The 14751-nt window shown below is 50.1% G+C and carries 10 protein-coding genes; 8 read left to right on the forward strand and 2 right to left on the reverse strand.

Annotated elements, in window-relative coordinates; translation table 11 throughout:
• The first annotated feature begins 238 nt into the window (after positions 1 to 238).
• Positions 239 to 1900, forward strand: coding sequence for a Na/Pi cotransporter family protein (locus DXD92_RS08595; protein ID WP_055265183.1), 1662 nt, complete (start codon positions 239 to 241; stop codon positions 1898 to 1900).
• Between the two features lie 118 nt (positions 1901 to 2018).
• Here the strand turns inward: DXD92_RS08595 and DXD92_RS08600 are convergent, their stop codons facing one another.
• Positions 2019 to 3497, reverse strand: coding sequence for a S1C family serine protease (locus tag DXD92_RS08600; RefSeq protein WP_118640395.1), 1479 nt, complete (start codon positions 3495 to 3497; stop codon positions 2019 to 2021).
• A gap of 213 nt (positions 3498 to 3710) precedes the next feature.
• On the opposite strand from DXD92_RS08600, the gene DXD92_RS08605 reads away from it, so the two are divergent.
• Both DXD92_RS08605 and feoB read left to right on the forward strand, forming a co-directional pair.
• A complete protein-coding gene (locus DXD92_RS08605; protein ID WP_118640396.1) occupies positions 3711 to 5240 on the forward strand; it encodes an ASKHA domain-containing protein in 1530 nt (509 codons plus the stop codon).
• 76 nt (positions 5241 to 5316) lie between these two features.
• A complete protein-coding gene (feoB, locus tag DXD92_RS08610; RefSeq protein ID WP_055265179.1) occupies positions 5317 to 7662 on the forward strand; it encodes a ferrous iron transport protein B in 2346 nt (781 codons plus the stop codon).
• A 96-nt stretch (positions 7663 to 7758) separates the two neighbouring features.
• On the opposite strand, the gene DXD92_RS08615 is transcribed toward feoB, so the two are convergent.
• Entirely contained in the window at positions 7759 to 8550 is a 792-nt protein-coding gene (locus DXD92_RS08615) for a hypothetical protein (RefSeq protein ID WP_022463094.1), read from the reverse strand.
• A 354-nt stretch (positions 8551 to 8904) separates the two neighbouring features.
• On the opposite strand from DXD92_RS08615, the gene pfkB reads away from it, so the two are divergent.
• The 5 genes from pfkB (at position 8905) to DXD92_RS08640 (ending at position 14730) form a co-directional block, all read left to right on the forward strand.
• Complete coding sequence (pfkB, locus tag DXD92_RS08620; protein ID WP_117804080.1) at positions 8905 to 9813, forward strand: 1-phosphofructokinase; 909 nt, start codon at positions 8905 to 8907, stop codon at positions 9811 to 9813.
• Between the two features lie 15 nt (positions 9814 to 9828).
• Positions 9829 to 11742: a PTS fructose transporter subunit IIABC gene (locus tag DXD92_RS08625; RefSeq protein ID WP_055226349.1), complete on the forward strand. Its 1914-nt coding sequence runs from the start codon at positions 9829 to 9831 to the stop codon at positions 11740 to 11742.
• Between the two features lie 68 nt (positions 11743 to 11810).
• Positions 11811 to 12068 carry an HPr family phosphocarrier protein gene (locus DXD92_RS08630; protein WP_022463097.1) on the forward strand — a complete coding sequence of 86 codons (258 nt, stop codon included), beginning with the start codon at positions 11811 to 11813 and terminating at the stop codon, positions 12066 to 12068.
• Between the two features lie 263 nt (positions 12069 to 12331).
• A complete protein-coding gene (gene ptsP / locus DXD92_RS08635; RefSeq protein WP_118594763.1) occupies positions 12332 to 13981 on the forward strand; it encodes a phosphoenolpyruvate--protein phosphotransferase in 1650 nt (549 codons plus the stop codon).
• On the forward strand, positions 13975 to 14730 hold the full coding sequence (locus DXD92_RS08640; RefSeq protein WP_118594764.1) for a DeoR/GlpR family DNA-binding transcription regulator: 756 nt from the start codon (positions 13975 to 13977) through the stop codon (positions 14728 to 14730). Before ptsP ends, DXD92_RS08640 begins: the two co-directional genes overlap by 7 nt.
• The last annotated feature ends 21 nt before the right edge of the window (positions 14731 to 14751 follow it).

Below are 14751 nucleotides of genomic sequence, written 5' to 3' on the forward strand. Positions count from 1 at the left end.
ATCCTAAATGTTACAATATTATCAAGTAGAATGCAAGAAAGAAACGAAAAGAATCTGAAAATTTCTTGTCGAAATTTTTAATTTTTCTATAGACAAATGTCATGATTTCTTTTATGATAAAAAAGGTGTCTTGTAAAATCTGCGTTAAGTAAATGTAAAATATTGAGACCAAAACACGAAAATACTTTGACAGGGATTTTGAAAAGACATCAGAAAAAGACAAGGAAGAAAAAAGAATATGAGTGTAATAGTGTCTTTGATGGGCGGTCTGGGCTTCTTCTTATATGGAATGAAGCTGATGAGTGAAGGACTGCAGAAGGTTGCCGGATCCAAGATGAGAAGCATTCTGGAGGTATTTACGAAGAACCGTGTGATCGGTCTTCTGGTCGGTATTTTCTTTACCGCGCTGATTCAGTCCTCCAACGCTACAACCGTTATGGTGGTCAGCTTCGTAAACTCCGGTCTGATGAAACTGGCACAGGCTCCTGGAATTATCCTCGGAGCAAACATCGGTACGACAGTTACCGGACAGCTGATTGCGTTTGACCTTGCGGATATCGCGCCGCTGTTTGTCATCATCGGTGTTCTGATGGTTATGTTCGTAAAGAACAATCTGACGATCAGCCGTCTCGGCGAGGTTATCTTGGGATTTGGTATTCTGTTTATGGGTATCTCCGGTATCTCAGGAGCCCTGAACGAAGCAAAAGAGATCCCGGCAGTCGTCAACGCCCTCGGTTCCCTGACCAATCCGTTTCTTGCGTTTTTAGTCGGCTGGGTGGCTACCGCGATTCTGCAGAGTAACTCTGCAACGGTCGGAATCATCATGCTTCTTGCAAGAGAGGGCTTGATGGGACTTCCGATCTGCCTGTTTATGATGCTTGGATGCAACATCGGATGTACTATGTCTGCGATTCTTGCCAGCTTCGGCTGCAAAAAAGATGCAAAACGTGCGGCATGTGTCCACCTGCTGTTCAACATCTCCGGAACGATTGTCTGCTCCATTATTTTCCTGCTGTTTGGAAAACAGGTAGTTGACTTCTTTATGGGTATTTCCGGAAACGAAGCAGGCCGTATGATCGCAAATGCAAACTCGATCATCAAGGTATGCCAGGTACTCCTGATGCTGCCGTTTACCCCGCTTCTGGTGAAGGCAACGTACTTTATCATCCGCGGAAATGACGAGGAAGACAAAAAGTTCGAGCTTGCCTACATCAGCTCGAAACATGCGATGTCCCCGACGACTGCAGTTCTGCAGGCTGTCCGTGAGATGGAGCGTATGGCACAGATGGCAGAGACCAACCTGATTCGCGCGATGAATACGCTGGTGACCCGCGATCAGAAAGAAATCGACGAGGTCTACCGTGTCGAGGAAAATATTAATTTCCTGAACAAAGAGATTACGAACTATCTGGTTCACTTAAATCAGGCATCGCTGCCGACATCAGACGTTATGCGCATCGGTGCGCTGTTCCATGTGGTCAATGATATCGAGCGGATTGGTGATCATGCCGAGAATGTCGCAGATTCTGCTGTGCAGATGACGAATGACAATGTGACCTTCAGCAAACAGGGCGAACTGGATCTTTCCGAGATGCTGGATATGGTATTAAAAATTCTCGATGAGTCGATCGAAATGTTTGCAAAGAATGATCTGCAGCACCTGCAGGAGATCATTGATATTGAAAATTCCATTGATCAGGAGGAGCGGGATCTGCAGCAGAAGCATGTAGAGCGTCTGACCCGCAACGAATGTACGCCGGAAGCCGGCATGATCTTCTCCGATCTTGTATCCGGACTCGAGCGTGTCGCGGACCATGCAACCAATATTGCATTCTCCATTCTGGATGAAGATCCGGAAGAGAAAGCAGCCCGCGAGGCAGTTGCAGGAGCAGAAAAATAAGAAATGGATTAAGAGAATAGGAGAAAGGCCCCGAAACATTGGAGTTATGTTTCGGGGCCTTTCTTTCATGCTTATGATGTTTTTTATTTATGGATTTCTTTCACGGGAGAGCGGGCAGTCAGATCGAAGGAGTAGCGGAGGTCAGGGTATTTCCACCCTCTGCAGAGCGGGATGAACCCGCATTCTGCTGGGAATCGCTCTGCTGATCATCTGAAGAGCTGGTGCTCGTTCCGAGGGTCAGGGAGAAGGTCTTTGTCTCATAGGATCCGTTGTCTGGAACCTGTACTTCCACCTCAACGGTTTCGCCGGCAGAGTAATACTGCAGCAGGGATTTCAGCTCGCTGGTGGAGGTGATGGAATGTCCGTCAAAGCTGGTCAGAACGTATCCGGATTTCAGACCTGCATTTTCAGCGGCACCGCCGGAGGTTACTTCGGAGATATAGATGCCGGCCGGCATATTGTATGCCTGCTGGATCTGGCTGCTGACATCGAGGCATTTGATGCCGATCGTTCCCTGATCTTCTGCGGCAACCTTTGTTCTGGTCTGCTCATTCATCAGATTTTCAATGATATCGGAAACACGGGAGACCGGGATTGCATAGCCCATGCCCTCTACCTCTGTAGAAGCAAGTTTTGCGGAGTTGATACCGATGACCTCTCCGTTCATGTTCAGAAGAGCGCCGCCGCTGTTGCCAGGGTTGATGGCTGCATCGGTCTGTAAGTAGGTCTTTCCGGTTGTATCAGTGGAAGAAGTATCTGCCGTTGTTCCATCGGAGCTTCCGTCAGAAGAGGAATCGCTGTCGATCACACGGTTTGCAGCACTGATGATACCGGTCGTAACGGACTGGCCGTAGCCGAGTGCGTTGCCGATCGCAACGACCTGCTCGCCGACCTCAACGGAATCAGAATCGCCCATCGTGGCAACAGCGATGCTGCTCATCGTGTCATCCGGGATCTCGGAGAGCGGAACGGCGATGACGGCAAGATCGTTATCGGCATCGGTACCTTTGATATTTGCCTTGCAGACCTGATTGTTTACAAAACTAACAGAAAGAGTATCGGCATCTTCTACTACATGGTTATTGGTGACGATCAGAAGCTCGGTGTCATTCTTTCCGATGATGATACCGGAACCGCAGCTTGTGGTCTCCTCGGTCTGCGGAGTCTGGGCACCGTAACCGAACATGCTGAAGTAGTTCTGTACTTCCTGTACGGACTGGTTTGTGATGGAGACGATCGACGGCATTGCGTTTTTCGCAATCGTGGAAACATCCATCGTTCCGGTGGAAGTGGAGCTTGAGGATGTGGCAGCGGCTTTTAAGAGGCTGCTGTTGGAAGTCGTCTGCTGTGCAGTGGTTGTTGTTGCAGTGGCTGTCGTGCTTCCGGCAAAGTGGTTGACTGCCTGGAAGGTACCGCCGGCAACACCGCCGAACAGAACTGCGCTTAAGGCGATGGCTCCGATTTTCTTTGCAAGCTTAGCAGCTTTTTTATTTTTGGAAGAAGGTTTTTTTCCGTTGAAGTTGTTCTGCTCTGCTGCCATCATGTTCTCATTATTGGTTTCGTTTTCGTTATTGTAGTTGTTTCTGTAGTCCATCATAATAAATACTTCCTTTCTGGTATCTGTATTTTAAACTGTGTTCCGGAATCGGCTTCCGGTTTTGTTTGCTTCCTTTTTTGTTTCTATGCTTTGCAGTATAATGGGAATCTGTGATGGAAATGTAGTAAAAATGTGAAAAAAATAAGTTCTCTGGAAAAGAGAAAAGTGCTACAATAAGAAACAGAAAAATGATCAGGAAATGAGGAAGTAAGAATGAATAGAGGAATAACACAGAAACAGTATCTGGAGTTGGTCCCGCCGACGGAGGAGGACGCCCGCTCCAGCCAGATGCGGATACTGGATGCATTAAAAGAGAAAGGAATCACCGCATCATTTACCCTTCCAGCGCTGCAGAAACTGTATCCCATCTGCGATGAGGCAGACTATAACATAACGGTTTGCCTCGCATGGAATGGAAGCATCTGGCAGGCGGTTGATCTGGAAGCGGGCGATACAGCAGCAGAGCATTACGGCTATGCCGCTGATCTTGGAAGTACGACCGTCGTTGTGCGCCTGGTAAACTGCAGCGACGGTACTGTGCTTGCCGAGGAGAGCGAATACAACCGCCAGACTGCCTATGGAACCGATATTCTGACGAGAATCTTTGCCTGTAAGGATAAACCGGAGGTACTGCAGGACATCCGTGCGTGTACGATGGAGACATTTACACTGCTCTTTGAAAAACTTCGCCAAAAGACAGGAATTGCGCCGTCGGATGTTCTCTCAATGGTCGTATCCGGCAACACAACGATGATCCATTTCCTGCTGGGACTGGATCCGTTCTGCGTCTTTTCATCCCCGTACGCCGTGCGCGCAGACCGCGTCGGATTCCTTCCGGCGAAAGAGATGGGATTTCCCATGAAGGGATGTGTCTACTGCGTGCCGGGAAAATCCAATTACCTGGGCGGTGATATATTAAGCGGTATGATCGCAACGGAACTCTATAAAAAAGAAACGATCAGCGTTTTTTTTGATATCGGAACGAACGGCGAGCTTGTCGTCGGAAACCGGGAATTTCTGCTCTGCGGCGCAGGCGCTGCCGGTCCGGCGCTCGAGGGCGGCGTGGTCAAAACCGGCATGCGAGCTGCAGAAGGCGCTGTTGATGCGGTAAAAATAGAAGACGGGAAAATCCAGTGCCATGTAATCGGAGAGGGTAAGCCAAAGGGCATCTGCGGTTCCGGCATTATCGATCTGCTCGCGGAATTATTCCTAAATGGCTGGATCAACCTGTTCGGTACCCTGCAGCCGGAGCGGTCCGAAAAGATCAAGGAAGACCCGGAGACGGGAGAGTGGTGCGTTGAATATAGTGAAGGGCTGTGCTTCTATCAGAGTGATATCGCCGAATTCCTTCGTACAAAGTCAGCGGCCTACACGATGGTTGAGTACATGATGCGTGAATCCGGCATTTCCATGGAAGAAATTGACCGGTTTTACGCGGCTGGTGCATTTGGAAAGCACGTTTCAAAGGAATCCGCCATCACGATCGGCATGTACCCGGATATGGACCGCAGCCGCCTGATCTGCGCCGGAAATACGTCGCTTGCGGGAGCAGAAAAAATCCTGCTGGATCGGACCTGCATCGACGATATTGACCGCATTCTGGACGAGATGGTCTACATCCAGTTCGGCCAGGTCGCCGCTTTCATCTCTATGATGAAAGCGGCCCAGGCAATCCCACACACGGATCTGGAGCTGTTTCCGAGTGTACAGAAGAAGCTCGAAGAAAAACAAAAAGAGAAATAATGGCAATTGCTTGACCGCAGTCGAATTGTGTCATATACTTACTATTGATAATGAGAATCAATAAGGAGTGAAATATATGACACTGAAAGAACTGCCGATCGGCAAAACAGCGACCGTCCGCACGGTAGGAGGAGAGGGCGCGCTGCGGCAGCACTTCCTAGATATGGGAATCATTCCGGGGGCGGAAGTGACGATGGTAAAGTATGCACCGATGGGAGACCCTGTGGAAGTGCGGATTCACAGCTATGAACTGACACTCCGCCTCGCCGATGCCGGACGGATTGCCATTGATGAGATGCGGGACGCTGTAAAAGAAAAAGAGCAGCCGGATGCGAAAGCAATTCCGCATCCCGGCTTTGGAGAGGGCGGAAAGTACCACAATAAGGCAGAGGAGCATCCGCTGCCGGAAGGAGAGCTGTTGTCCTTTGCGCTGGCCGGAAACCAGAACTGCGGCAAGACCACCCTGTTCAACCAATTAACGGGATCCAACCAGCACGTCGGAAACTTCCCCGGCGTGACCGTAGACCGGAAGGACGGTGAAATCCGCGGCCAGAAAAACACGCTGGTCACCGATCTTCCCGGCATTTATTCGATGTCGCCGTATTCAAGCGAAGAGATCGTCACCCGGAATTTCGTTCTGAACGAGCATCCGCGCGGCATCATCAATATTGTAGATGCGACAAATATCGAACGAAACCTGTATCTGACGATGCAGCTGATGGAACTCGACGTTCCGATGGTACTGGCCCTCAACATGATGGATGAGGTACGCGAAAACGGCGGTTCTGTGCTCGTGAACCAGATGGAAGAGAGACTTGGCATCCCGGTTATCCCGATTTCCGCTGCAAAAAACGAGGGAATCGATGAACTGGTTGCCCATGCTGTCCATGTGGCCAAATACCAGGAAAAACCGGGCAGAAAGGACTTCTGTGAGGCGAATGACCACGGCGGTGCCGTCCACCGTGCGTTGCATGCGATCATGCATCTGATCGAGGATCACGCCGCAAGGGCGGATATTCCGGTGCGGTTTGCGGCGAGCAAGCTGGCAGAGGGCGATGCGCTGATCCTGGAGCAGCTGGCCCTCGATGAAAACGAGAAAGAGATGCTCGAGCATATCGTCTGTCAGATGGAGACGGAGCGTGGCCTGGACCGCGCGGCGGCGATTGCGGATATGCGTTTTAATTTTATTGAAAAAGTCTGCCGTGAGACCGTGGTAAAACCAAAAGAGAGCCGCGAGCATGTGCGGAGCACAAAAATTGACCGTGTGCTGACCGGAAAATATACGGCTCTGCCATGTTTTGCCGGGATTATGGCGGCTGTCTTTTTCCTGACCTTCCATGTGATCGGAGCATCGCTGCAGAGTGTGCTGGAGGTTCTGATCGGAAAACTGACCGAGCTCGTGGACAGCGCCATGACAGCATGGGGCGTCAATCCGGTGCTTCATTCCCTTGTGATTGACGGTATTTTTAACGGCGTCGGAAGTGTCTTAAGCTTCCTTCCGATCATCGTCACCCTGTTTTTCTTCCTGTCCATTCTGGAAGACAGCGGCTATATGGCGCGCGTGGCATTTGTGATGGATAAGCTGCTCCGGAAAATCGGCCTCTCCGGCCGCAGTATCGTGCCGATGCTGGTCGGTTTTGGCTGTACCGTGCCGGGCGTCATGGCGAGCCGCACCCTGCCTTCCGAGCGTGACCGGAAAATGACGATCCTATTAACTCCGTTTATGAGCTGTTCGGCAAAACTTCCGATTTACGCGTTCTTTACCGCCGCATTCTTCCCGAAATACAGTGCCCTTGTGATGGTTCTTCTGTATTTCGGTGGTATCTTCATGGCTGTCCTGATGGCGATGCTGATGCAGGGAACTTTATTCCAGGGGGAAGCCGTTCCGTTTGTCATGGAGCTTCCAAACTACCGCATGCCGGGGGCAAAAAATGTCGGACAGCTTTTGTGGGATAAGGCAAAAGACTTCCTGCAACGGGCATTCACCGTCATTTTTGTTGCCACGATTGTGATCTGGTTTTTACAGACCTTTGGAACGCATCTCAATGTCGTGGAGGACTCCAAGGACAGCATTCTCGCCGTTGTCTCCGGCCGTCTCGCCCCGGTTTTTCGGCCGCTTGGATTTGGAGACTGGAGAGTATCGACCGCCCTTCTAACCGGATTTATGGCAAAGGAGAGTGTCGTCTCGACACTTTCCGTACTGTTCGGCACGACCGCGCAGCTGACCGAAATCCTGACACCGGTTTCCGCATTAAGCCTTCTGGTTTTCTGCCTCCTCTATACGCCGTGTGTGGCGGCAGTCGCTTCCATCAAGCGGGAGCTTGGCGGCAGATGGGCAGCCGGTGTTGTCGTTTCCCAGTGTGTGATCGCCTGGCTGGCAGCTTTTGTCGTACATGGCTTTGCACTGCTGTTTGGCATGTAAAAAAGAACGTTAAATAAGAAAAGCTCTGCAGAACAGAAAATGCAAAATTCTGATCTGCAGAGCTTTTGATATATGGTTGGTAAAAAAATGCCGGTTTTAAATTTTTCGTATCACATGCTTTAAAATTCCTGTTTTGTGGAGCAGAAAGATCGAGCAGTCCATAAACAGATGGGCAAGAAAGGTGCTCAAAATGACACCATTTGATTTCAGCAGAAAGCCGACATGGAACCCATACCAGCACACGAAACCGGAGTAGGCGCTCATGATGACAAGAAGCGGTAGATTTTCCAACACGCCCCGCATCGTTTCAAGAAAACTCTTGACCGTAAAGTCGAAATACAGGAAGCGGCCGACCGTCAGCGTCAGGAAATAGAGAATCAGCCCGTCATAATTCGTGTCCTCGTAGATAAAGCGGATGTACAGAAGAATCAGTACAATATAGAAGACCGAAATCAGCCGCACCGACGCCTTCTGCTCCGGGTCAAGGTGCGTGAGCTTTACCAGAACCACATCGAGCCAGCTCGTCAGAAAGACGGAGAGCACGATAAAGACAAGAAGCACTACATCCTGATATTTCTCCCAGTACATCGAAATCTGCGGCAGACGCTCATCGATAATGTAATAGAGGGAGAGGAAGAGAAGAATCGAAGTGCCGGAGAAAACCAGCTCATAAAAGCTTTCCACAACCTGATACTGCCTGCGCTGGTGTTTCTTCCGGCGTATTTTTTTCGCTTTTTCCTCTGTCTCCTCTTTTAGCTGCCGCTGAATCTGCAATTTTGCAATCAGAAGCACAAGGGCAAGCACCAGAATCAGGCCGAGCAGTGAGACAAGCAGAAAACTGCCCACATTGGCGGGATCAAAATAGTGAAGAATATAGTATCGTTTCAAATAAAATCACCTCTTCTGGAAATTCTTTTTTTGATTTCTTTTCACTTTAGTACCAAATCCGGAAAAAGTAAAGTACAAAAATGAGAACAGAAAGAAAGTGTCTGATAAAAAATGACCGAAATGGAGAGAATAAAGTGATCGATGCGTGACAAGGAAGAAAAGATGACGATCAGTCAAACTCGGTCAAAACAGGGCGATAAAACGGGGGAATCCGTCATAAAACTCTAAACTTATGCAAATGCGACAAAAAGAGAAGGTAAAATTCATGAAATATTAATGATTGATTTTGAGCGAATATGACGATATAATAAGCTCATCAAAGCAAACACGATCAAAATAAAGCAGGAGGGAAATATGATTTACACAGTGACATTCAATCCGTCTCTGGACTACATTGTATCGGTGGAAGACTTCAAGCTCGGCCTTACCAACCGCACAAGCTCCGAGCTGATGCTTCCGGGCGGAAAAGGAATCAACGTATCGACCGTACTTGGAAACCTTGGAATTGAGAGCACAGCGCTCGGATTTTTGGCAGGCTTTACCGGAAAAGAAATCGCCGGCCGTCTCGACCAGATGGGAATTAAAAACGGCTGCATCTGGCTGGAAGAAGGATATTCCCGCATCAACGTCAAATTAAAGAGCATTGACGGAACTGAGATCAACGGACAGGGACCCGAAATCCCGGAGAAAAAAGTGGAAGAGCTGATGAAACAGCTTTCCGCACTCGGCGAGGGCGACGTTCTCTTCCTCGCAGGCAGCATCCCGTCATCCATGGCAGATGATGCCTATCAGAAAATTATGGAAATGCTCGACGGCAAGGGCGTCCGCATCGTCGTAGACGCGACCCGTGATCTGCTGATGAAGGTTCTGCCGTACCACCCGTTCCTCATCAAACCGAACAATCACGAGCTCGGTGAGATTTTCAGTGTGGAATTAAAGACAAGAGAGTCAGTTGTTCCGTATGCAAAACAGCTGCAGGAAAAGGGCGCACAGAACGTTCTGGTTTCCATGGCAGGCGAAGGAGCCGTTCTCGTTGCCGCATCCGGTGAGGTCTTTGAAGCTCCGGCCCCGAAAGGAAAGCTCATCAACGGCGTCGGCGCAGGCGATTCGATGGTAGCCGGATTCATGGCAGGCTACATGGAAAAAGAAGATTACCTCCATGCGTTCCATATGGGAATCGCAGCGGGAAGTGCAAGTGCTTTTTCTGAAAACCTTGCAACCCGGGAGGAAATTGCATCTGTCTACGAACAGATTACAAAATAAAAGGGAGGACGTCTCATGAGAATCACAGATTTGCTGGACATCCGCAGTATTGCGCTGGATGCCGCACCGAAAAGCAAACAGGAAACGCTTGACGCAGCCGTAGCGCTGATGGTCAAAAGCGGAAAGATCACAGACGAAGATGCGTACCGCGCACAGGTTTACGCAAGAGAAGAAGAGAGCACCACAGGAATCGGAGAGGGAATTGCGATTCCGCACGGAAAATGTGATGCAGTAAACAAACCGGGCCTTGCAGCCATGGTTATCCCGAACGGCGTTGATTTTGATTCTCTCGATGGAGAGCCGGTCACCCTGCTGTTCCTCATCGCAGCGCCGAACACGAAAGACAACGTTCACCTCGATGTCTTAAGTAAACTTTCCATGATGCTGATGGATGAAGAGTTCACCAAGAGCCTTCGAAACGCAAGGACACCGGAAGAGTTCCTTGCCATTATCGACCGCGCCGATGAAGAGAAAAAGAGCGTAGATGAGCGTCTTGCAGAGCCGGTGGAAGCAAAAGAAAATCAGGTGAAGATTCTCGCCGTTACTTCCTGCCCGACCGGTATTGCCCACACTTACATGGCAGCCGAGGGAATCGAGAAAGCAGCGAAAGCAAAAGGATGCTTCGTAAAAGTCGAGACACGAGGCTCCGGCGGAGCGAAAAACGTGCTGACTGCACAGGAAATCGCCGATGCGGACTGCATCATCGTTGCAGCCGACGCACAGGTTCCGATGGATCGTTTCGACGGAAAGAAAGTCATTCAGCGCCAGGTATCCGACGGTATCAGCAAAGCAGATGAGCTGATCGAGCTTGCGATGTCCGGAAACGCACCGGTTTACAAGAGCGGCAATGCGCAGACAGCCGCAGCAAGCACGAAGAAGAACAGCGGCGGTATCGGCCACCAGCTGTACACCCAGCTGATGAATGGTGTTTCCCATATGCTTCCGTTCGTTGTCGGCGGCGGTATTCTGATCGCAATCGCATTCCTGATCGACGGACTTCTTGTTGATATGAACTCCCTTGATGCCGCAGCCAGATCAAACTTCGGTACGATTACCCCGGCTGCAGCGATGTTCAAACAGATCGGCGGCGTGGCATTCGGCTTCATGCTCCCGGTTCTTGCAGGCTACATCGCCATGGCAATCGGCGACCGGCCGGCACTTGCCCTTGGTTTTGTCGGCGGTATGATGGCATCGAGCGGAACCTCCGGTTTCCTTGGAGCACTCGTTGCCGGTTTTGCAGCAGGCTACATTATCCTTGGCCTCCGCAAAGCATGTGAGAAACTTCCGGAAGCACTCGAAAAGATTGCGCCGGTTCTGATTTACCCGGTAGTCGGCATCCTTGCGATGGGACTTCTGATGCTCTTCATTGTAGAGCCGATCATGGGAACCGTCAACACGGTACTGAACAATGGTCTTGCTTCCATGGGCGGATCCAGCAAGCTGATCCTTGGCATGATCCTCGGCGGCATGATGGCCATCGACATGGGCGGCCCGTTCAACAAAGCAGCTTACGTATTCGGAACAGCAGCCATCGCAGCAGGAAACTACGACATTATGGCATCCGTTATGATCGGCGGTATGGTTCCTCCGTGTGCGATTGCACTTGCAACCCTGCTGTTCAAAGATAAATTTACAAAAGAAGAAAGAGAATCCGGTCCGACCAACTTCATCATGGGACTCGCCTTCATCACCGAGGGTGCGATTCCATTCGCAGCAGCAGACCCGATCCACGTTCTTCCGGCCTGCATCATCGGCTCTGGCCTCGCAGGTGCGCTCTCCATGGCATTTGGCTGTACCTTAATGGCACCGCACGGCGGCATCTTCGTTGTACCGGTTATGGGAAATGCGCTGCTTTATCTGGTGGCAGTTGTCATCGGAACAGTGGTATCCGCAGTTCTGCTTGGAGTTTTAAAGAAAAAAGTTGCATAAAAGAGTAGAAAAAAGGCAGAAAACAAAGTAAAATAAAAATATCAAAGATCCTATGGGAGGAAAAAATCATGAAAGAATTTAAGTATGTTGTAACAGATCCAGAAGGAATCCACGCTCGTCCGGCAGGAATGCTGGTAAAAGCAGTCAAAGAATTTTCCTGTGATATCAAGATCGCAAAAGACGGAAAAGCCATGAACTGCAAAGCCATCTTCGGCATCATGGGACTGGCTGTAAAACAGGGCGAAGAAGTTACCCTGACCTTCGATGGAGCAGATGAAGATGCTGCATACGAAGCAATCAGCAATTTCATGAAAGAGAACTTGTAATTCTACAGAGCCATGCGGAATGGAAGAAAAAAGTGCGAATCATGCTTGCATGAATGAGTGCTTTTTTCTGGAATTCCATATGGCGAGAAGCCACATCGAAATGGAGCGTAAGCGGAATTGAGATGGGGCTCTGGAGAATTACAATATAGTAATCGGCAGGAGCGTGTTTGAAAAACTTTCTGAAACTAAGAAATCTTTTTTAAACACGCTCCGGCTGTCTGGACAGAAAATTCGGATATCGAGAACAAAGGTGGAGAAAACTTATGCAGATTTATCAGGGAAAAAGCGTATTTTCCGGCATTGCGATCGGAAAGATCCGCGTATACAAAAAGAATGAGCGTCAGGTAAAACGTGTGAAAGTAGAAAATCCGGATGCGGAGATGGCACGGTTTGAGGAAGCAAAGGCAAAAGGAATCGCACAGCTTGGCGTTCTGTATGAAAAAGCATGCAAAGAGGTTGGCGAGGCCAATGCAGCGATCTTCGAGGTACATCAGATGATGATGGAGGACGACGGCTACAACGAGTCCGTCGAGAATATTATCAAGAGCCAGGGCGTCAACGCTGAGTATGCCGTTGCAACGACAGGCGACAACTTTGCGCAGATGTTTTCTGCCATGGACGATGATTACATGAGAGAGCGCGCGGCAGACGTAAAGGATATTTCCGAGCGTCTGATCTCCATCTTAAACGGAGACGACACCGACGCATCCTTAAACGACGAACCGGCGATCATCGTGGCAGATGACCTTGCGCCGTCTGAGACGGTACAGATGGATAAGGACAAAGTTCTTTCTTTTGTTACCGTACACGGTTCTTTAAATTCCCACACCGCTATCCTTGCAAGAACCATGGCGATTCCGGCACTGGTCGGAACACCGCTTCCGCTGGATGAGAGCGTAGACGGAAAGCTCGGCATCGTGGACGGATCCGATGGAACCATCTATGTTGATCCGGACAAGGAGACTCTTGCTGCCATGCAGAAGCGTCGCACCGAGGAGGAGGAAAAGAAAAAACTGCTCCTCACCTTAAAGGGAAAAGAAAATATTACACTGGACGGACAGAAAATTCTGCTGTATGCTAATATTGGAAACATCAAAGACCTTGCGGCTGTCATGCAGAACGACGCGGGCGGCATCGGCCTGTTCCGAAGCGAGTTTATCTATCTTGAGCAGGATCACTATCCAACAGAGGAGGAGCAGTTCCGTATCTACAAACAGGCAGCAGAGACGATGGCGGGAAAACGCGTCATCATCCGTACCCTCGATATCGGTGCCGATAAACAGTGCGATTATTTCGAGATGGAAAAAGAGGAGAATCCGGCACTTGGCTGCCGTGCGATCCGCATCTGCCTGACGCGGCCGGAGATCTTCAAGACACAGCTTCGCGCGCTGTTCCGCGCAAGCGCATATGGAAAAATTGCCATTATGTATCCAATGATCACAAGTGTCGGCGAGGTTAGCCAGATCAAAGCGATTGTGGAGGAAGTAAAAGCTTCTCTCGCTGAGCAGGGCATTGAGTACGGAAATCCAGAGCAGGGTATCATGATCGAGACCCCGGCGGCTGCCATCATCAGCGATGAGCTGGCAAAAGAGGTTGATTTCTTCAGTATCGGAACGAACGACCTCAGTCAGTACACCCTCGCGATCGACCGCCAGAACACAAAGCTGGATCCGTTCTTTGATCCGCATCACCCGGCGATCCTGCGCATGATTCAGATGGTTGTGGAGAATGCACACAAAGCCGGCATCTGGGCCGGTATCTGCGGCGAACTCGGCGCTGACCAGGAGCTGACAAAAGAGTTCCTTGCGATGGGCGTAGATGAACTTTCCGTTTCTCCGGGAAGCATCCTTCCGCTCCGCAAGATCATTCTGGAAACAAACGTGGCAGAATATAAGGCAGGAAAGAAATGTTAACACAGCAGAGACATGAGATAATTTTGAAACTGTTAAAAGAAAAGGGAAGCATCACCGTGACGGAAGTCCGGGATCTTCTCGATACATCGGAGTCCACGGTACGCCGCGATATCACAGCGCTCGACAAGGAGGGCAAGCTGGAAAAGGTATTCGGCGGCGCCGTGGAAGCCGGCCAGAAGGTGACGGCACACGAGTACACCGTTGCACAGAAAAATGAGCTGAACTGCGATGCCAAACGGAAAATCGCAGAATATGCGGCATCCCTCATCGAGCCGGACGATTTCGTCTTTCTCGACGCGGGAACGACAACGGCGCATATGATCGATTTCATCCGGGCAACCTCCGCCGTTTTCGTGACAAACGCCGTTGCCCACGCACAGCGGCTGGCATCACGTGGGTTTAAGGTCATTCTGGTAGGCGGCGAGCTCAAAAGCTCCACAGAAGCCGTCGTCGGAAACCAGGCAATCCGCACGATCCAGGAGTATCATTTCACCAAAGGCTTTTTCGGAACAAATGGCGTAACCCGAAGAAGCGGCTGCACAACCCCGGACGTCAACGAGGCCGTCACCAAAAAGACCGCCATGGAACAGTGCCGCCAGTGCTACGTCCTCTGCGACGCAAGCAAATTTAACAGCATCAGCTCCGTCACCTTCGCAGACTTCGAAAAACCGATTTTTATCACGGACCGGAAAGTTCCCGGGTATGAGAAGAGCAAACATATCATCGTATGCGAGACGGAGCGAAAATAAAAAGCCAACATCTTACACGCA

This window comes from Blautia sp. TM10-2, assembly GCF_003480845.1.
Classification (GTDB): Bacteria; Bacillota; Clostridia; order Lachnospirales; family Lachnospiraceae; genus Fusicatenibacter; species Fusicatenibacter saccharivorans.